The following is a 17,864-nucleotide window of genomic DNA, read 5'->3' as shown; positions in this document are numbered from 1 at the left end:
AACCTGCCGACACGGCTCGGCAACAGCCCCCGTTCGGGGCCGGCGATCTCAACCCCCGACGAACAGCACCGCGATCAACGCCCCCATGAGCATCGACGGCCCGAACGGGATCGACCCGCGCAGCGTCACACGACGAAGCACGAGCGCGATGATGGCCAGCACCCCGCCCACCACGAACGCCGCGAGCAGCCCGACGAGCCACGCGCTCAGCCCGAACCAGCCGAGCACGAGCCCGATCACAAGTGCGAGCTTCACGTCGCCCATGCCCATGGCCGACGGCGAGACGAGGGCCAGCAGGAAGTACAGCGCGAACATCCCGACAGCACCGGCCGCCGCCCAGAGCAGCGGCCACCAGGCCCCCGAAGCCCACGTCGCCGGCACCAGCAGGACCCCGACCACCCCGAGCGTCGGGAACACGACCGCGTTCGGGAGCCGCTTCTCGGCGAGGTCGACGAGGGTGAGCACGGTGGCGGATGCCGCGAACGCGAGCAGCGCCGGCAGGATCCACGTGAGCCCGAACCGCAGCGTGAGCACGCCGAACGTGAGCGCGGTGAGCGCGGCTCCCGCGATGCGCACGGAGCGTAGGGGCATCCGGTCGCCCTTCATCGAACGCATCGTCCCCGCGGCGACGGGCCACCAGCCGAGGATGCCGCCGAGGAGCGCCGAACCCAGCGCGAAGAGGACGAGGGGCACGGGCATGAGGGGCAGCGTAGCGGGTTTCGAGCCACCCGCCGCGCTGGCTCCTCAGGCCGCGGCGGCGCCGGCCGCCCGCCGCAGGTGCTGCATCGTCGCGCCGGTGATCACCCAGCTCCCGCTCAACACGACGTACAGCAGCACCGTGCCGAACGGCGTGCCGAGGCAGGCCGCGGTCACGAGCAGCGCCGCCGCAGCGACGAGACTCGCAACGCACCAGCCGCGCTCCCCCGCCTTCGCGTGCCGGATGGCCAGCACCACGAGCAGTGCCACCCAGGACACCATCGAGAGCATGAAGCCGAGGCCGTGGAGGTTGCCGTGCACGCTGACCGTCTCGGGCAGGCCGGCCGGCGCCCCGATCGGGAACCCGTTGGACGGGTCGAGTGTGAACATGCCGGCAAGCACCTGCCCGATGCCGTCAAGCGCGAGCAGGCAGGCGGCAGCGACCCCGAGCCGACCGGCGATGAACGCCGGCAGCGCCGTCGCCGCGACGATGTTGAGGATCCCCATCACGACGAAGTTCACCTGCTGCACGGGCCCGGTGTCGCCGATGCTGAGGTAGCTGAATGCGTGCCTCGTGAGGTCGAGGCCGGGGTTGAACGGCATCTGCAGCACGCTGACGACGAGGAACAGCAGCGGCGACACGACCCCGGCGAACAGCCGGCGCGAGTCGCGGATGGTCGGCAGGGCGGCAACAGCGGCGGCGGCGGCGGGAGCAATGGTGGTGGACATGATGCACTCCTGTAGCGAGAGAACGTCAGCGGACGGTGGATTCGGTGCGGAGCGCGAACGGCACGATGGCGTCGGCGAGCGCGCGCATCGACACGTTGTGGCTCTGCCCCGGCAGGGTGCGTCGCACGGCCGACGGCAGTCGGTTGGCGAGTTCATCGGCCGCAGCGGCGACCGACGGCGCGCTCCGCGATCCATCGAGCACGAGCGTCGGCGCCGCGACCTTCGACCAGGGCTGGCGCCCGAGCGGACGCCCGCCGAGCGTGTCGCCCATGATCGCGTGGTCGGCCGGCAGGGTGTGCGCGACTGCCTCGAGGTCCTTCCAGAAGGGCGCGAAGCGCATCATGCGGACGACGAACCCCGGCGCCCCCATGCCGCGGGTCATGAAGTACCGCACGGCGGCGCTGCGCCGTCCGTCCTCGACGAGCGACGCGAGACGGGGGCCGAAATCGGCCGGCGGCAGGTGGCCGCCCGCGGTAACCATGAAAGGTGGTTGGTAGACCACGGCGCTGCGGGCGGCAACCCCGGCGGCGATGGCGCGCAGCGCGAGCACACCGCCAGACGACATGCCGAAGATGTGGGCGTCGCCGCCCGCGGCTGCCACCACGGCGGCCAGGTCGTCGATCTCGAGGTCGACGCTGGTTGACGGTCCGGGGTCGCTGTCGCCGCGACCTCGGCGGTCGTAGCCGTACACGGTGAACGAGTCGGCGAGCAGGCTCGCCAGCTCGACGAAGCCCGGCCAGCGCCGGTAGCTGAAGGCGCCGCCGACGAGGACGAGCGGATGCCCCGAGCCCACGATGTCGACCGCGAGACGGGTCGAGTCGGACGACGTCACGGTGTGCTTGGCCATGGTTCTTTCTCCCTTCACGCGGCCCGGCCGGCGGGCGCGTACGTCTGGTAGGCGGTGCCGTTGGGGAACACCTGCCGGGTCACGAGCTCGAGCCCGACCGGCCCCTCACCGCCTTCGAACAGGTGCTTGCCCGTGCCGACCACGAGCGGATGGATGAGCAGCTGGAGCTCGTCGACGAGCCCCGCACGCAGCAGGTGGCTGGTGAGGGTGCCGCTCCCGTTGATCGCGATGCGGCCGCCGGCCTGAGCCTTGAGCTCGGCGACTGCGGCCACGACGTCGCCCGAGAGCAGCGTCGACGGCGCCCAATCGAGTTCGGTGAGCGTCGTGCTCGCCACGAACTTGGGAGTCGAGTTGATGAAGCCCGCCATCGGCGAGCCCGACTGGTGGGGCCAGAACGCCTGCCACTCCTCGTACGTCTTCCGACCCATGAGGAGCGCATCGACACCGGCATTGGCGGTTTCGACGATCGCCATGGCCTCGGGGGTGAAGTACGGGAAGTGCCAGTCCTGCGGCGCGTCAATGACGCCGTCGAGGGACATGAAGTAACTGGCAGTGATGGTGCGCATGGTGTGCCTTCCGGTTTCGGTGCGGGATATCCCGCACTCACACGTCGCGCGCCGGCCACCGGTTTCGACATGGTCTTCAGAAAGAATTCGCGACCCGTGTCGAGATCACGGGATGCCGGTCGACGCATTCATGGGAGCCTCCGGATGCACCGAGCGGCCCCGGGCTCTGAAACGTCACGACCAGACAGGAGTACGCAATGTCCTTCCAGGCCTACCTCGACAACATCGAGGCGAAGACCGGGCTCACCCCCCGGCAGTTCCTCGAACTCGCGCATGAGCGCGGATTCGACGCGTCATCCGTCAAGGCCACGACGATCGTCGAGTGGCTCGCCGCCGACTACAGCCTCGGCCGCGGCCATGCGATGGCGCTCGTGCACGTCATCAAGAAGGGCGTCGTGATCGACGCCAAGCACGTCGGCAGCGGAGGCACGCACGCCGACCCGTCGGACATCCTCTGGCTCGACGGGGCCGCAACCAATCCGCTGACCTGAGCCGGCACGTCCCGGATCCAGACGAAAGGCACCATCATGACCACCGACATCGCCACCGCCGCGCCCACGTTCGACCGCCGCGCCGCCGTCACCCGAAGCCTGCTTGGCTGGGGCGTCGTCGCGGGCCCGTTCTACCTCGTGGTCGGGCTCGTGCTCGCGCTCACCCGTCCCGGGTTCGATCTCAGCATCCATGCGCTGTCGCAGCTCATGCTCGGCGAATGGGGCTGGCTCCAGCGCGCCAATCTGCTCCTCGCAGCGGCGATGACGCTCGCCGCGGCCATCGGCATGATCCGCGCCATCCGCAATGGCCGCGGTCTCGCGATCGGCGTGCTCACCGCCGGCTACGGCGTCGCCCTCGTGTTCAGTGCGATCTTCCCGCCCGACGCCATGGCGGGCTTCCCCGCGGGCGTTGTCTACGGCGTCGTGAGCCTCAGCGGCATCCTCCACATGGTCTTCGGTGCGGTCGGATTCGCGGCCGTCGCGGCCGCGGCCTTCGCCTACGCCGGCTGGAGCCGGCGCATCGGTGCGCCCCGACGGAGCGCACTCGGCATCGTGCTCGGCATCCTCGTCATCGTCGGGTTCTTCGCCGGCGCGGCACTCTCGGCGGGTCCGGTCGGCATCGCCCTCATCTGGGTGGCCGTGGTCGCAGCATGGACGTGGCTCGCCGTCGCCTCGGCGCACGTGTACGCGTGGTCGCCGCATCCGCTCGGCGATGCCGCGTAGGCAGGCCGGTTTCGAGGCGCTCGCTGCGCTCGCCCCTCAACCCGCGAGCTCCTCAACCGGCGGGCGTCAGCCCGCGAGCTCGTCTCCGCGCGAGATCGTCACCATCTCGTCACGCGGCACGACCTTGATGCGCGCGCGACCCTCGGCCGAGCCGAGGGCCTGCTCGTGCTCGTCGAGCCGGTGCCAACCGTCGAGGTCGGTCCACGCGATGCCACGCGACTCGAGCAGCTCGATGACCGACTCCTCCGATGGCGCTTCGGGCCGCCACCAGTTGCCGAGGTCGTTGATGACGTGCTTGATGGTCTCCATCGCGTCGGACTTCGTGTGCCCGATGAGGCCGACGGGGCCGCGCTTGATCCAGCCGGTCGCGTAGACGCCGTACATCTGCCGAGCTTCGCCGGTCTCCTTGTCGCGCATGAGCACCTGGCCCTCGTGGTTCGGGATGACTCCGAACTTCTTGTCGAAGGGGATGCCGGGCAGGGGCGAACCGAAGTAGCCGACGGCGCGGTACACGGCCTGCACCGGAAGCTCCCGGATCTCGCCCGTGCCGACGACGCCGCCCTCACCGTCGGGCGCCGTGCGCTCCCACCGGATGCCGCCGACGTGACCGTTGCCGTCGTCGAGGATCTCGAGCGGCTTCGCGAAGAAGTGCAGGTGCAGGCGCCGCGAGGCCTGGCCGACCTCCCGCTGCCGCCACTGCTGCAGCACCTTGTCGATGACGAAGACCTGCTTGTTGCCCGAGACGGCGGCACGCGCCGCGTCGTCGTAGTCGAAGTCCTCGTCGTAGACGATCATGTCGACGTCGCGCAGCTCGCCGAGCTCGCGCAGCTCGAGCGGCGTGAACTTGACGGAGGTCGGGCCGCGCCTTCCGAAGACGTGCACGTCGGTGACGGGCGAGTCCTTCAGCACCTCGTAGACGTTCTGCGGGATCTCGGTGGGCAGCAGGTCGTCCGCGTGCTTCGCGAGGATGCGCGACACGTCGAGCGCCACGTTGCCGTTGCCGATGACCGCGACCTCCTTCGCGTCGAGCGGCCAGTCGCGCGGGTAGTCGGGGTGCCCGTCGTACCAGCTCACGAAGTCGGCAGCCCCGTAGGACCCCTCGAGCCCGACGCCGGGCAGGTTGAGGGATGCGTCGCGCACCGCGCCCGTGGCGAAGATCACCGCGTTGTAGTGCTTCTTCAGGTCGGCGAGCGTGATGTCGGTGCCGAACCGCACATTGCCGAAGATCCGGATGTCGCCACGGTCGAGCACCTCGCGGAGCGCCGTGATGATGCCCTTGATGCGCGGGTGGTCGGGGGCCACGCCGTAACGTACGAGGCCGTACGGCGCGGGGAGCTGGTCGAACAGGTCGATCGAGACGTCGAAGTTGCGTTCGGCCTTCAGCAGGATGTCGGCGGCGTAGATGCCGGCCGGGCCGGCGCCGACGATCGCGAGCCGCAGTCTGTTCCTCGTCACGTTCCTGGTCTCCATCAGCTCTGTCGCTCCACGATCGTCTCGGCGAACCGTGTGAGCGCCTTCTTCACGCTTCCCTCGGGCAGTGGGGCGAGCGCCGCGACCGCGTCGCGGGCCCACCGGTGGGCCTCGGCGAGCGTAGCGCGCGTGGCTTCGTGTTCCCGCAATTCGGCCACGATCGCGTCCACCGTCGCGCGCGACGGCACGATCCGCGACGCCAACGTGTTCGTGTCGTGCGGGTCGCCGGCGTCGGCCGGGTTCGCGACCACGATGACGTCGCGGCGGATGCGCGCGAGCAGGTCGGCGGACGCGGCATCCGTCTTGGCGAGCTCGGCGAGTCGCAGGATCGGCAGCGTGACGACGCCGGCGCGCAGGTCGGTGCCCGGAACCTTCCCGGTCTCCTCGGGCTGCGGCGACAGGTCGATGACGTCGTCGATGAGCTGGAACGCCACGCCGATCTTCTCGCCGAACTCGACGATCGGCGCCTCGAAGCCCGGGTCGGCGCCCGAGAACACGACGCCCGACTGGGCGGCCGACGCGATGAGCGATCCGGTCTTGTCGGCGAGGACCTGGATGTAGTGGGCGATCGGATCCTCGCCCTCGGAGGGGCCGACCGTCTCGTGCAGCTGCCCGAGCACGAGCCGCTCGAACGTGTTCGCCTGCAGCCGGATCGCCCGCTCGCCGAGGCTCGCCATGAGCTGGCTCGCGCGCGCGAACAGCAGGTCGCCCGTGAGGATCGCGACCGAGTTGCCCCACACGGTCTGCGCGCTCGGCACGCCGCGGCGCCGCTCGGAGTCGTCCATCACGTCGTCGTGGTACAGCGAGCCGAGGTGCGTGATCTCGATCGCCTCGGCCGCCGTGACGACGTCGTCGGTGACACCGGCACCGAGCTGGGCCGTGAGCAGCGTCAGCATCGGCCGCACGCGCTTTCCGCCCGCCTCGAGCAGGTAACGGGTCGAGACATCCGCGATCGAATCGGCGAAGCTGACCTCGCGCATGAGGCCCTCTTCGACGCGCTCGATGCCGGCGTCGATCGCCTTCGCCATGGCGCGGTCGGCGGATGACGCGAAGACGCGTTCGCTCAGGCCGAGGTTGGCGGCGAGCGCGGAGCCGCGACGGGCGACCGGGTGGCTCGGTTTCACGCGGTCAAGCCTACCGGTGCCCGTCTCGACGTTCTTCGGGCTTGCGTCCGCGATGCAGGGCGACGACCCCCATCGTGAGATTGCGCCACTCGACGTCGACCCACCCGGCCTCGCGCAGCCACGCGGCGAGGGTGCGCTGGTCGGGCCACGCCCCGATCGACTCGTTGAGGTAGTCGTACGCGGTGTCGTTCGAGCTCGAGAGCTTGACGAGCGGCGGCATGACGTAGCGCTGGTACGCGTGGTACCCGGCGCGCACGAACCCGACCGGCGGGTGCGAGAACTCGCACACCACGAGTCGTCCGCCGGGCTTCGTCACGCGGAAGAACTCGGCGAGCGCCTTCTTCGGCTCGTTGACGTTGCGCAGGCCGAACGAGATGGTGACGGCATCGAATTCGTCGTCGCCGAACGGCAGGTTCGTGGCATCCGCCTCGACGAAGACGAGGTTGGAGACGCCCGCCTGGCGACGGCGGCCGACCTCGATCATGCCGGGCGAGAAGTCGGCGGCGACGACGGATGCCCCGGACCGCGCCAGGCTGGCGCTCGACGTGCCCGTGCCCGCCGCGACGTCGAGGATCCGCTCCCCCGGGTTCGGCGCGACCGCCCGGGTGGTGGCGACCCGCCAGAGCGGCGCGTTGCCGACGGAGAGCACCGTGTTCGTGCGGTCGTAGCGGGCGGCGACCCGGTCGAACATGGCCGACACCTGGCTCGGATCCTTGCCGAGGTCTGCGCGCGTCATCCTCCGAGTCTACGGTCGTCGACCGTGGCGGAACCGGGCGAACCTGCGAGGGCCCTGTGACGTTCCATGCATCGGAATGCATCCGGGCAGGGGCGCGTTTGCCTTCACAGTTACGTATCGAGACGGGCGCTTCGCCCGCGGAGGAGGAACCATGCAGGCCATCTGGAACGGTGCGGTCATCGCGGAGTCCGACGAGACCATCGTCGTCGAGGGCAACCACTACTTCCCGCGCGAGTCCATCGACGAGCGCTACTTCGTGTCGAGCCAGAACCACACCGTGTGCCCCTGGAAGGGCACGGCGAGCTACTTCCACGTCGACGTCGACGGCAAGCGCAACCCGAACGCCGCCTGGTACTACCCGACGCCCAAGCAGGCCGCCTCCGAGATCGCCGATTACGTGGCCTTCTGGCACGGCGTCGAGGTGCGCGAGGAACTCGCCGCCTGATCGCGCGGCCGTAGGCTGGTTCGGTGAACCACACGGATGCCTCGGCGTCGCACACCGCCGTCACCCGGCTCGTCGTGCGCACCGAACCGGTCGACGAACTCGCCCCGCTCATCCCACGCGCCGACCCGCGGCATCCGCTGCTCTGGATGCGCCGCGGCGAGGGCATCGTGGGCCTCGGCGAGACCGTGCGCATCGAGACGAGCGGCCCGAGCCGCATCGAAGACGCCGCCGCGGCGTGGACGTCGCTCGCCGCCGACGCCGACGTCGACGACCGCGTCGGCCTGCCGGGCACGGGGCTCGTGGCGTTCGGCGCCTTCGCGTTCGCCGACGAGTCCGCCGCGACCAGCGTCCTCGTGGTGCCCGAGCTCGTGCTCGGCCGCCGCGAGGGGCGTGCCTGGGTGACGCGAATCTCGCTCGCGACGGGCGAAACCGGGGGCGAGGGCGACAGCGACGACGGCGTGGGCGGCGACGGGGCTGCGGATGCCGCGGCATCCGTCGCCCTTGAGATTCCCCCGCCGACGCCCAAGCGTCGCGTGCCGCGCGTCACGTTCACGCCGGGTGCCGTGCCTCCCGAGGCGTACGAGGCGGCCGTCGCCGAGGCCGTGCGGCGTATCGACGCCGGCGAGCTCGCGAAGGTCGTGCTCGCCCGGCAGCTCATCGGCGAGCTGCACGAGGAGGACGGCCTGCGCGCCGTCATCAACCGCCTCGCCGAGGAGTACCCCGACACGTGGGTGTTCGCCGTCGACGGCCTCATCGGCGCGAGTCCCGAGACGCTCGTGCGCGTCGACCACGGCACCGTCTCGGCGCGCGTCCTCGCCGGCACGACCTCCCGCGGCGCCGACGAGGCATCCGACCGAGAGCATGCGGCCACCCTGGCGGCCTCGCCGAAGGACCTGGCCGAGCACGCGCTCGCCGTTTCGAGTGCCGTGAAGCGACTCGCGCCGCACACGGCGCGCCTCGATGCGAGCCCCCAGCCGTTCACGCTGCAACTGCCGAACCTCTGGCACCTCGCCACCGACCTCAAGGGCACGCTCGGCGACGGGTCGAGCTCGCTCGATCTCGTGAAGGCGGTACATCCCACCGCCGCGGTCGCCGGCACGCCCCGCCGGGTGGCGCTGCGCACGCTCGCCGAGCTCGAGGGCTTCGACCGCGGGCGCTACGCGGGTCCGGTCGGCTGGATCGACGGCGCCGGCGACGGCGAATGGGCCATCGCGCTGCGCTGCGCGCAGGTCGACGCCGACGGCACGGTGGCGGCATATGCCGGATGCGGCATCGTGCACGACTCGGTGCCGGCCGACGAGCTCGCCGAATCCGACATCAAGTTCCGGCCGATCCTCGAGGCCTTCGGCGCGGCACCGCCGTCGCCGGTGATCGAGTAGCGCGGCTCCGCTCAGCTCGCCTCGAGCCGCGCCTTCTCGGCGTCGACGTCGAAGTCGGCCAGCGGCCAGTCGAGGCGCATCGCCTCGAGCGCCTCGATGAGCAGGTGCTGCACCGCGAGGCGCGCGTACCATTTGCGGTCGGCCGGCACCACGTACCAGGGCGCGTGCGGCGTCGTCGTGCGTTCGAACACGGTCTGGTAGGCCTCCTGGTACATCGGGGCGTGCATGCGCTCGTCGATGTCGCCGGGATTGAACTTCCAGTGCTTGTCGGGGCGCTCGAGCCGGTCGCGCAACCGCTCCTTCTGCTCGTCCATCGAGATGTGCAGCATCACCTTGATGATGACGGTGCCGGATGCCGCGAGCTCGGCCTCGAACTCGTTGATCGCGTCGTAGCGACGCTCGATCTCCTCGGGCGGGGCGAGCTCGCGCACCTTCGCGACGAGGACGTCCTCGTAGTGGGAACGGTCGAAGACCCCGATCATGCCGCCGTCGGGCACATGCTTGCGAATGCGCCAGAGGAAGTCGTGCGCGAGCTCCTCCTCGGTGGGCTTCTTGAAGGCCGCGAACTGCACGCCCTGCGGGTCGACGGCGCTCATCACGTGCTTCACGATGCCGCCCTTTCCTGCGGTGTCCATCGCCTGCAGCACGAGCAGGAGCCGGCGCGGGTCGTCGCCCATCTGGTTTCCGGCGAAGAGCTTCTCCTGCAGTTCGGCGAGGATCACCGCGCCCTCGGCGAGCGAGTCGGTGGCCGCGGCCTTGTCGCCCTCGAACCCGGGGGTCCCTCGCGTGTCCACGTCGGCGAGCATGAATCCCTGCCGCACCCGCAGCACGTCAGACGGATCGGTCGCCCAGTATGTCTCGAGACCCACGGTCATCCCCTCGTCGTGGCGTCGCGCCGGTCTCGGCGGCGATCGCCGTCCCCATATCCTGACGGACCGCCCCCGCCCGGCGTCAATGGCTTGCGCGAGGCCGGGCGCGATCCGAGTATCAGCGGGCGAGCGGCACCTCGACGATCGCCGGGCCCGTCACGGCCGTGCCGAGCGCCTCATCGAGTTCGCCGCGCGTCGCAGCCCGCGCGTAGCCCCAGCCATACGCCTGGGCGAGCGCCGCGAGCTCGACGTGCTGCGGAGTGAACTGCACGCGATCGAACGCCTCGGACGATGCCGACGCTGCCACCTCGAGCGCGTCGAAGATCGTGCCGCCGCCATCGTTGCCCACGATGACCTGGATCCTCGGACGCGGCTCACCGTCGCCGAGGAGGAGCGACCCCACGTCGTGCAGCAGCGTGAGGTCGCCGACGAGGGCGCGCGTCACGCCGACGCCGGCCGGATCGGCTCCGGCTCCGGCTCCAGGCGCAGCTCCGGGCGCCTGGCGCTGGCTCGCCATCGCGAGACCGAGCGCCGTGGCGATCGTGCCGTCGATGCCCGCGAGCCCGCGGTTGGCGTGGGCGCGGATGCGTCGCCCGGGTACCGCGCGGTCGGCGTCGCGGATGAGCCGGGATGCCCCGAACACCAGCCGGTCGTGCGGCCACGTCGCCGCCCACACCGCGTCGACGAGCATGCGCCGGGTCACGGGAGCGCGCACCGCCTCGAGCTGCGCGCGCATGTACTCGCGCTGCGCCGCGAAGTCGGAGACGTGCCCCGTCTCGTCGATGCCGCTCTGCACGGATGCCGCCTGCGGGAGTCCCTCGGCGACGAGGGCGCGGCTCGCGTGCACCCATCGCCCCACCCAGGCCCGCTCCTCGGCCGACGGCCCCTGCTGCGGTGCGGTGCGCACGGCGCGCTCGAACTGCCGGACGCTCCTCCCGGGGTTGAACCACTCGATGCCCGACGGAGCCACGACGATGGTCTCGATGTCGTCGCGCTGCACGAGCGCCGGGACCTCACGCGAGAGCGTCGGATGCCCGAACACCACCACACGTTCGACGAGCTCGCCGAAGCCGGGCTCCCGCAGCAACTCGCGATAGGCGACCACGAGGTTCGGTCCGAAGTGCGCACCGCTCGTGACCTCGGCGATGAGCGGCCAGCCGCCCTCGCGCGCGAACTCCTCGGCGGCCGGTCCGGCGCCGGCGCCCGCGACGACGATCGTGCGCGGTCCCGGCTCGATGAGCGCCCCGGCGGGCCCGACTGCCTCCGCGGATAGAGGAGCGCCGGGCGAAGCCGGATGCGTGTCGAGATCCGCCCGCGCCGCCGGCACGCGCTCCAGCGTGATGACGGCCGAGAGCGGCTCGCGGTACTGGAGGTTGAGGTGCACGGGTCCGGGTCCCGGATGCGGCACGAACTCGCCGGCGGCGTCGCGGCCGAGTGCCGCGGCGACCGCGTCACGGGCGAGGGCGGCCGCGGCATCCGTCTCACCGGGTACTCCCTCGGGTGCACCGACGTCGCGTTCCATGCGCAGTGCTCCGGCGAAGATGCCGGGCTGCATCGTGGTCTGGTTCGAGCGGATGCCGCGGAGCTCCGCAGGCCGGTCGGCCGTGCACAGGATGAGCGGCACGCCCGAGTGGTGCGCCTCGAGCACGGCGGGGTGCAGGTTGGCGACGGCGGTGCCCGAGGTGGTCACCACGATCGCAGGACGACCCGACTCCACCGCGGTGCCGAGCCCGAAGAACGCGGCGCTGCGCTCGTCGATGCGCACATGCAGCCGGATGGCTCCCACGCGCTCGAGCTCGGCGGCCGCGAGCGCGAGCGCCTGTGAACGGGAGCCCGGTGCCACCACGACATCGCGCACACCGGCCTCGACGAACGCGCGCAGGAGCGCCATGGCGGCGTCGCTCGCGGGGCTCCGTCGGGCGCCTGGCGCCGTCGGGTGCTCCGGATCAGCCATTCGGGCGTCCGGCGGGTCCCGTCTCGCCGGGTGCCTCGGGCGCGTCGGGTCGCTTGCGCTCCTCGCCCTTGGTCGTGCCTGCGGCGTCACCGAATCGCGGCTCGTCGTCGGCGTCGAGTTCGGCGAGCTCCTGCTCCATGCGGCGGATGCGCTCGTTCTGCGCAGCGTCCTCGCGGAGCTGGCGCAGGAACTCCGCGTCGTCGTCGGGAGCGAGCGTGCGGCCCGACCGGGATCCGATCCGATCGATGCGGCCACGCCCGATGACGAACCAGAGCACGCCGCCGATGATCGGCACCAAGAGGATGACGACGATCCACCAGCCGCGACTGAGACCGCGGATGCGCATGCGGTCGAAGAAGGCGCAGTCGGCGATGGCGTAGATCGTGAAGACCACGGCTGCGATGCCGAGCACGAAGAGCCACCGGACCATCCACCCAGTCTAGGCGCGTCGGCCCGGCTCCCGGCTGTGAGAGTACTCAGGGGAAGCCGACCTACACTGTGAGGGTGAAGTCCGTGCCCGTCTGGATCTGGTACACCGTGCTGCGCGTGGTGCTGTTCGCCGCGCCGCTCGCCGTGCTGCTCATCGCCGGAGTGGATCCGTGGGTGTCCGCCGCCGTCGCGGCCCTCTTCGGGTTCAGTGCGTCGCTGATCTTCCTGCGGCGTCAGCGCGAGTCGATCGCGACGGACCTGTACGCGGCGCGCCACCGCGAGACGCCGGTCGTGCACGTCGACGACGAGGTCGAGGACTCCGTCGTCGACGCATCCCCGACCGAGCGTCGCGACCCCGCCGCGTAGCCCCAGCTTCGGCTCAGAGCGCGAAGACGAGCCCCATGCCGACGCCGTAGACGAGCGACGTGATGCTCGCCAGCTGCAGCGCGAGCAGCAGCTCGCGAGGGGTCCTCCCCCAGAGCACGATGACGCACGCCGGCACGGCGAGGAACACCGCGAACTGCACCAGCACGGCTGCGGGGTAGAGCAGGGCGAAGAACCCGGCGATCGCGAACGGCACGAGCATGAAGACGGTGAACAGGATGCGCCCGGCCAGCGGCCCGACGAGCACCGCGAGCGTGCGCTTGCCGGCCGCACGGTCCTGCTCGACGTCGCGGAGGTTGTTGGCCATCAGCACGGCGCACGCGATGAGTCCCACGGCGACGCCGCCGAGCCACGCCTCGGTGTTCACGGCGAGGGCCTGCACGTACGCGCTTCCGGCCGTCGCCACCAGTCCGAAGAACACGAACACGAAGAGCTCGCCGAGCCCGTAGTACCCGTAGGGCCGCTTGCCGCCGGTGTAGAACCAGGCGGCCACGATCGCGACGGCGCCGAGGGCGAGCATCCACCACTGCCCCGTCACGATGACGAGCGCGAGGCCCGCGATGGCGGCGAGCGCGAAGAAGCTCAGCGCCACGGCGAGCACGTGGCGGGGCTTGGCCGCGCCCGACCCGGTGAGCCGTGCCGGGCCGACCCGGTGCTCGTCGGTGCCGCGCACGCCGTCGGAGTAGTCGTTGGCGTAGTTCACCGCGATCTGCAGCGCGAGGGCGACGACGAGGGCCAGCAGTGCGCGGGCCGGATGCCACGGGCCGTCGGGGATGGCAACCACCCCCGCTCCGGTGCCGAGCGCGACGGGCGAGATCGCGAGCGGCAGCGTGCGGATGCGCGCGCCGGCGACCCAGTCGGCGACCGTCGCCGGGCCGCGCGCGGCCGTGGGAGCGGTCGTGCGCTTGGCGGGGTTGCCGGAGCGTCGGTGCGCGTTGGCGCGGACGTCGGCGGGATTCATGCGCTGCGGTTTCGGGCGTGCCACACCGACATGCTAGTTGCGCCGCCCATCACCGCGGGGGCGAGTGTTCACAGCAGCGCCGGCGGAGGTCTCAGCGCACATCCTTCACCGCGTCGAGGTATCTGGCGACCACCTCGAGTTCATCGACCGTGAACTGCGCGTGCACGCGCTGCATGCCCTCGAGGATGGTGGCGTACGGGTCATCCTCGCCGCCCTCGCCGACGCCCACCGCCGCTTCGGGACGAACACGCACGACGACCCGCCTGCGGTCGTCGGGGTCGGTCATGCGCTCGATGTAGCCGTGCTTCTCGAGCCGGTCGAGCACCCGGGTGGTCGTGCTGGTCGGGAGCTCGGTCTGCCTGCTGACCTCCCCCGCCGACATCGGGGCGCCGTGACGGGCGATGTATCCGAGGGCCTGAAGGTCGACGACGTTGAGTCCCATCACACGAGCGATGCGCTCGTTGGTCATGACCGACGATGCGATCACGAGCTGGAGGAGCCCGACGATGCGCCCGGTGACCTCGGCCTTGCTTGACATCAGCGCTGCCACTCCATAGTGTTCCCACTGTGGGATTATCCCACATCGCAAATACTCCACCTCGGAGTGAACCCAGCATACGAAAGGACGGCCGGCATGGCCACCACACCGCGCCGAGGCATCGCCATCGGCGTCCTCCTCTTCGCTTCCTTCATGGACCTGCTCGACGTCACGATCGTGCAGGTCGCGCTCCCGTCGATCGGCGCGGACCTCGAGGCATCCGAGGCCCAGCTCGAGTGGATCGTGAGCGGCTACCTGCTCGCCTTCGCCGTAGCGCTCATCACCGGCGGCCGGCTCGGCGACCTGTTCGGCCGCCGCCGGATGTTCCTGGTCGGCATCGGCGGGTTCACCCTCGCGTCCGCGGCCGCCTCCTTCGCGTGGTCGGGCGACGTGCTCGTCGTCACGCGCATCGCGCAGGGCCTCTTCGCGGCGCTCATGGTGCCGCAGCTGCTCGCCTCGGTGCAGGCGCTGTACTCGCCACGAGAGCGCGCTCCGATGTACGGCCTCATCGGCGGTGTCGCGGGTCTCGCCGCGGTCGCCGGCCCGGTGCTCGGCGGATGGCTCGTCGACGCCGACCTCTGGGGCCTGGGCTGGCGCGCGGTCTTCCTCATCAACGTGCCCGTCGGCATCGTGATCATCGCGCTCGCGGCCCGGGTCGTTCCCGAGACCCGCTCGCCGCGCCCGATGCGACTCGACCTCGTCGGCGTCGTGCTGCTCAGCGCCGTCGTGCTCGCGTTCATGGTGCCGCTCGTCGAGGGCCAGACGCTCGGCTGGCCGGCCTGGCTGTGGCTGCCCGTGGCCGCCGGCGCTGGGCTGCTCGTCGCGTTCGTGCTCTACGAGCGCCGGCGCATGCGCCACGACGGCTCGGCACTCCTGCCGATGCCGCTGTTCGCCGACCGCGGGTTCTCGGCCGGTCTCGTCACGCAGGCCGCCTTCCAGGGCGCGCTCAACGCGTTCACGCTGCCGTTCATCATCTACCTGCAGGCGGCGCTCGGGTTCGACGCGCTCGCGGCGGGACTCAACCTGCTCGCGTTCAGCCTCGGCGCGCTCGTGGGCACGGGCGCGGTCATCCCGCTCGTCCCGCGCGTCGGGAAGTACCTCGTGACGGTCGGCGCCGCGCTCATGGCGGCGGGCGTGCTCTGGGTGTTCGCGACCGTCGCCGACACCGGGGCCGGGTTCACCGGCTGGGCGGCGGTCTGGCCCATGCTCCTCGCCGGGTTCGGGCTCGCGCTGCTCATCATCCCGCTCATCGACGTCGCGCTCGCGACGGTGCCGATCGCGGATGCGGGCGCGGCATCCGGCGCCTTCAGCACCTTCCAGCAGCTCGGTGCGGCGACGGGCGTGGCCATCTCGACGACCGTCTTCTTCACGGTGGTCGGCGACGACTGGAGCCGGGCGCACGTGCTCGAAGCGCTGCAGGCCTCCGTCTGGGTGTCGGTCGCGGGCTTCGGCATCGCGGCACTCGCGAGCCTGCTGCTGCCGAGCCGGCGTCAGGTGCAGGCGCACCTCGACGAGGCGAAGCGCCTGGCCGAGCTCGATGCGGAATCGGATGCCTCGGATACCTCGGATGCCTCGGTGGCCGCGCACATGGGGTGACTGCCGGCTCCTCGGCCCGACCGACGCGCACCTGGTGTTCGGAGCGCGGCGGTCCGGCGGTTGTGGCTACAATGAACCCATGGATGTGGCCACAACCTCGAACGTCGGGATACGCGAGCTGCGCGACACGCTCAGTCGCCAGCTTGCACGGGTTCGCGAGGGAGAGACGGTCGTCGTGACCGATCACGGCAAGCCGATCGCGCGCATCGTTCCCATCGATGCCGAGTCGCCGATCGAGCGGATGATCGCGGAGGGCTTCGCCCGACCGCCGTTGCGTCCGAAGGCAATGCTTCCCGACCCGATCGCGGCAGCGGGCACCGTCTCCGACCTCATCACCGAGCAACGGCGGTGATCGCGTACCTCGACACGTCGGCGATCGTTCCGTTGATCATCGAGGAGCCCACTTCTGCGCCGGCTCGGCGCGCGTGGCACTCGGCCGACCAGGTGGTCGCAAGCCTGCTCGCCTACGTCGAAGCTGCGGCCGCACTGGCGCGCGCCGAACGGATGGGCCGCCTGGACGCAGCCCAATACCGGGCTTCAATGGTCGCGCTCGAGAGGATCTGGGGCTCGGTCGTCGTCGTCCAACCGCGTGAGGACACGGTGCTCCATGCCGCCGCCCTCAGTCGGCGCTTCGGACTCCGAGGATACGACGCGGTGCACTGCGCGACCGGTGTCGAGGCGGCGAGCGACGACTTCGTCGGCGTCTCCGGCGACCGCGACCTGATCACGGCCTGGCGTGAGCTCGGCCTCGCGACCATCGACCTGAAGGGCGCCGCGCCCGCCTAGTCCGAGAGCATCGCCTCGAGCGCGCGGCGGTCGGGCTTACCCGAGGCGAGCATCGGCATCCGGTCGAGGAGCTCGACGCGAACGGGGCGGGCGGCGGGCGGCAGCCCGGCAGCGTCGGTCGCCCCGGCGAGGGTGTCGAGGGCATCGGATGCCGCGGCGAGATCCGTTCGGACCGCGACGACCGCCGGCCGCTCCCCCCACTCCCGATCGGCCGCGCGCACCACGACGGCGTCGGCGAAGCCGGGCAGGGCTCGGATGGCCCGCTCCACCTCGCCGAGGGCGACCTTCACGCCGCCCGAGATGATCACGTCGTCGGCGCGCCCGAGGATGCGCAGCGTGCCGTCGTGCTCGAGCCGGCCGAGGTCGCCCGTGCGATACCAGCGCGTGCCGTCGTCGTCGGTCGCGAAGGCGGCCGCCGTGCGAGCCGGATCGTCGAGGTAGCCCTCGGCGAGCATCGGGCCCGACAGCTCCACGGCGCCGCCCCGCCCTGATCCTGTCGACGGGTCGACGAAGCGCACGACGACGCCGTCGAGCGGGCGCCCGTCATAGACGCATCCGCCCGACGTCTCGCTGGAACCATATGTGCGAGTTACGTGCGCACCGAGCACGTCGGCGGCGACGATGAGCGACGGCGGGGCCGCCTGTCCGCCGAGCAGGATCCGGTCGAACGAGCGCAGCGCCTCGGCGACCCTCCCGTCGGACTTCGCCGCGTCGACGAGACGGCTGAGTTGCACCGGCACGAGGGACGTGTAGTGGCGGCGCCCCGGATCGAGCCGAGCGGATGCCTCGGCGAACGCGATCGGGTCGAAGTGCTCGCCGTCGAGCACCACGGGCTCGGTGCCGGCCACGATGGATCGCACGAGCACCTGGGCTCCCGCGATGTAGTGCACCGGCAGCGCGAGCAGCCACTGCCCGGGCCCCTCGAGCGCGGCCTCGGTCGCCTCCGCGCTCGCGCGCAGCGCGCCGGCCGAGAGCAGCACGCGCTTCGGGGCATCCGTCGACCCGCTCGTCTCGACGACGAGTGCGATGTCGTCGTCGACCTGACCCCCCATTCGCCGAGAGTTCACGTTCGGGCCCGGGAGGGCCGCGGGAGCGTCATCATTCGGCGCGAACGTTAACACTCGACGAGGTGGAGACGACG

The 17,864-nt window shown here is 71.2% G+C and carries 21 protein-coding genes; 8 read left to right on the top strand and 13 right to left on the bottom strand.

Annotated features, from left to right (window positions below):
- Positions 1-48: 48 nt before the first annotated feature.
- Genes ACVFI9_RS01830 through ACVFI9_RS01815 form a run of 4 tightly spaced genes read right to left on the bottom strand, consistent with a single transcriptional unit; the run spans position 49 to position 2,838 of the window.
- Positions 49-699, bottom strand: a complete 651-nt coding sequence (locus tag ACVFI9_RS01830) for a prepilin peptidase (protein ID WP_474764343.1) — start codon at positions 697-699, stop codon at positions 49-51.
- A 45-nt stretch (positions 700-744) separates the two neighbouring features.
- Complete coding sequence (locus tag ACVFI9_RS01825) at positions 745-1,425, bottom strand: DUF998 domain-containing protein (RefSeq protein ID WP_474764342.1); 681 nt, start codon at positions 1,423-1,425, stop codon at positions 745-747.
- Between the two features lie 25 nt (positions 1,426-1,450).
- A complete protein-coding gene (locus ACVFI9_RS01820; protein ID WP_474764341.1) occupies positions 1,451-2,272 on the bottom strand; it encodes an alpha/beta fold hydrolase in 822 nt (273 codons plus the stop codon).
- Between the two features lie 14 nt (positions 2,273-2,286).
- Positions 2,287-2,838, bottom strand: a complete 552-nt coding sequence (locus ACVFI9_RS01815) for a dihydrofolate reductase family protein (protein WP_474764340.1) — start codon at positions 2,836-2,838, stop codon at positions 2,287-2,289.
- 197 nt (positions 2,839-3,035) lie between these two features.
- Between ACVFI9_RS01815 and ACVFI9_RS01810 the strand changes: the two genes are divergently transcribed.
- Together ACVFI9_RS01810 and ACVFI9_RS01805 are read left to right on the top strand one after the other, a co-directional pair.
- Positions 3,036-3,329 (top strand): DUF4287 domain-containing protein, encoded by a 294-nt coding sequence (locus tag ACVFI9_RS01810; protein ID WP_474764339.1) that lies wholly within the window; start codon positions 3,036-3,038, stop codon positions 3,327-3,329.
- Between the two features lie 36 nt (positions 3,330-3,365).
- Positions 3,366-4,052: a DUF998 domain-containing protein gene (locus ACVFI9_RS01805; RefSeq protein WP_474764338.1), complete on the top strand. Its 687-nt coding sequence runs from the start codon at positions 3,366-3,368 to the stop codon at positions 4,050-4,052.
- A gap of 66 nt (positions 4,053-4,118) precedes the next feature.
- Here ACVFI9_RS01805 and ACVFI9_RS01800 read toward each other — a convergent pair whose 3' ends face one another.
- Genes ACVFI9_RS01800 through ACVFI9_RS01790 form a run of 3 tightly spaced genes read right to left on the bottom strand, consistent with a single transcriptional unit; the run spans position 4,119 to position 7,382 of the window.
- Positions 4,119-5,522, bottom strand: a complete 1,404-nt coding sequence (locus ACVFI9_RS01800; RefSeq protein ID WP_474764337.1) for an FAD-dependent oxidoreductase — start codon at positions 5,520-5,522, stop codon at positions 4,119-4,121.
- On the bottom strand, positions 5,522-6,646 hold the full coding sequence (locus ACVFI9_RS01795) for a polyprenyl synthetase family protein (RefSeq protein ID WP_474764336.1): 1,125 nt from the start codon (positions 6,644-6,646) through the stop codon (positions 5,522-5,524). Before ACVFI9_RS01795 ends, ACVFI9_RS01800 begins: the two co-directional genes overlap by 1 nt.
- A 10-nt stretch (positions 6,647-6,656) precedes the next feature.
- On the bottom strand, positions 6,657-7,382 hold the full coding sequence (locus tag ACVFI9_RS01790) for a class I SAM-dependent methyltransferase (RefSeq protein WP_474764335.1): 726 nt from the start codon (positions 7,380-7,382) through the stop codon (positions 6,657-6,659).
- Positions 7,383-7,533: 151 nt separating this feature from the next.
- Here ACVFI9_RS01790 and ACVFI9_RS01785 point away from each other — a divergent pair, with 151 nt between their 5' ends.
- Together ACVFI9_RS01785 and ACVFI9_RS01780 are read left to right on the top strand one after the other, a co-directional pair.
- Positions 7,534-7,827 (top strand): DUF427 domain-containing protein, encoded by a 294-nt coding sequence (locus tag ACVFI9_RS01785; protein WP_474764334.1) that lies wholly within the window; start codon positions 7,534-7,536, stop codon positions 7,825-7,827.
- A gap of 23 nt (positions 7,828-7,850) precedes the next feature.
- Positions 7,851-9,206, top strand: coding sequence for an isochorismate synthase (locus ACVFI9_RS01780; protein WP_474764333.1), 1,356 nt, complete (start codon positions 7,851-7,853; stop codon positions 9,204-9,206).
- Between the two features lie 11 nt (positions 9,207-9,217).
- On the opposite strand, the gene ACVFI9_RS01775 is transcribed toward ACVFI9_RS01780, so the two are convergent.
- The 3 genes from ACVFI9_RS01775 to ACVFI9_RS01765 all read right to left on the bottom strand — a co-directional run bounded on the left by ACVFI9_RS01775 (position 9,218) and on the right by ACVFI9_RS01765 (position 12,459).
- Positions 9,218-10,081: a polyphosphate kinase 2 family protein gene (locus ACVFI9_RS01775; RefSeq protein WP_474764332.1), complete on the bottom strand. Its 864-nt coding sequence runs from the start codon at positions 10,079-10,081 to the stop codon at positions 9,218-9,220.
- Positions 10,082-10,193: 112 nt separating this feature from the next.
- Positions 10,194-12,029, bottom strand: a complete 1,836-nt coding sequence (gene menD, locus ACVFI9_RS01770) for a 2-succinyl-5-enolpyruvyl-6-hydroxy-3-cyclohexene-1-carboxylic-acid synthase (RefSeq protein WP_474764331.1) — start codon at positions 12,027-12,029, stop codon at positions 10,194-10,196.
- Positions 12,022-12,459, bottom strand: coding sequence for a PLD nuclease N-terminal domain-containing protein (locus ACVFI9_RS01765; RefSeq protein WP_474764330.1), 438 nt, complete (start codon positions 12,457-12,459; stop codon positions 12,022-12,024). The genes menD and ACVFI9_RS01765 overlap by 8 nt, the downstream gene beginning before the upstream one ends.
- Before the next feature lie 74 nt (positions 12,460-12,533).
- On the opposite strand from ACVFI9_RS01765, the gene ACVFI9_RS01760 reads away from it, so the two are divergent.
- The gene (locus ACVFI9_RS01760) at positions 12,534-12,824 is read left to right on the top strand and encodes a DUF4229 domain-containing protein (RefSeq protein WP_474764329.1); all 291 of its coding nucleotides are present in this window, start codon (positions 12,534-12,536) and stop codon (positions 12,822-12,824) included.
- A gap of 13 nt (positions 12,825-12,837) precedes the next feature.
- Here the strand turns inward: ACVFI9_RS01760 and ACVFI9_RS01755 are convergent, their stop codons facing one another.
- Positions 12,838-13,827 (bottom strand): 1,4-dihydroxy-2-naphthoate polyprenyltransferase, encoded by a 990-nt coding sequence (locus ACVFI9_RS01755; RefSeq protein WP_474764328.1) that lies wholly within the window; start codon positions 13,825-13,827, stop codon positions 12,838-12,840.
- Positions 13,828-13,894: 67 nt separating this feature from the next.
- Entirely contained in the window at positions 13,895-14,341 is a 447-nt protein-coding gene (locus ACVFI9_RS01750; RefSeq protein WP_474764327.1) for a MarR family winged helix-turn-helix transcriptional regulator, read from the bottom strand.
- Between the two features lie 96 nt (positions 14,342-14,437).
- Between ACVFI9_RS01750 and ACVFI9_RS01745 the strand changes: the two genes are divergently transcribed.
- The 3 genes from ACVFI9_RS01745 (at position 14,438) to ACVFI9_RS01735 (ending at position 16,723) form a co-directional block, all read left to right on the top strand.
- Positions 14,438-15,937 carry an MFS transporter gene (locus tag ACVFI9_RS01745; protein WP_474764326.1) on the top strand — a complete coding sequence of 500 codons (1,500 nt, stop codon included), beginning with the start codon at positions 14,438-14,440 and terminating at the stop codon, positions 15,935-15,937.
- A 79-nt stretch (positions 15,938-16,016) separates the two neighbouring features.
- The gene (locus tag ACVFI9_RS01740; protein WP_474764325.1) at positions 16,017-16,289 is read left to right on the top strand and encodes a type II toxin-antitoxin system Phd/YefM family antitoxin; all 273 of its coding nucleotides are present in this window, start codon (positions 16,017-16,019) and stop codon (positions 16,287-16,289) included.
- On the top strand, positions 16,286-16,723 hold the full coding sequence (locus ACVFI9_RS01735) for a type II toxin-antitoxin system VapC family toxin (RefSeq protein ID WP_474764324.1): 438 nt from the start codon (positions 16,286-16,288) through the stop codon (positions 16,721-16,723). The genes ACVFI9_RS01740 and ACVFI9_RS01735 overlap by 4 nt, the downstream gene beginning before the upstream one ends.
- Here ACVFI9_RS01735 and ACVFI9_RS01730 read toward each other — a convergent pair.
- Positions 16,720-17,775 (bottom strand): AMP-binding protein, encoded by a 1,056-nt coding sequence (locus ACVFI9_RS01730; protein ID WP_474764323.1) that lies wholly within the window; start codon positions 17,773-17,775, stop codon positions 16,720-16,722. The two genes, ACVFI9_RS01735 and ACVFI9_RS01730, sit on opposite strands and share 4 nt — an antisense overlap.
- Positions 17,776-17,864: the final 89 nt, after the last annotated feature.

It is taken from the genome of Agromyces sp. NSFZ (genome assembly GCF_056156205.1).
Note: the sequence above shows the minus strand (reverse complement) of the source record. Positions and strands in the feature narration are given on the sequence as shown.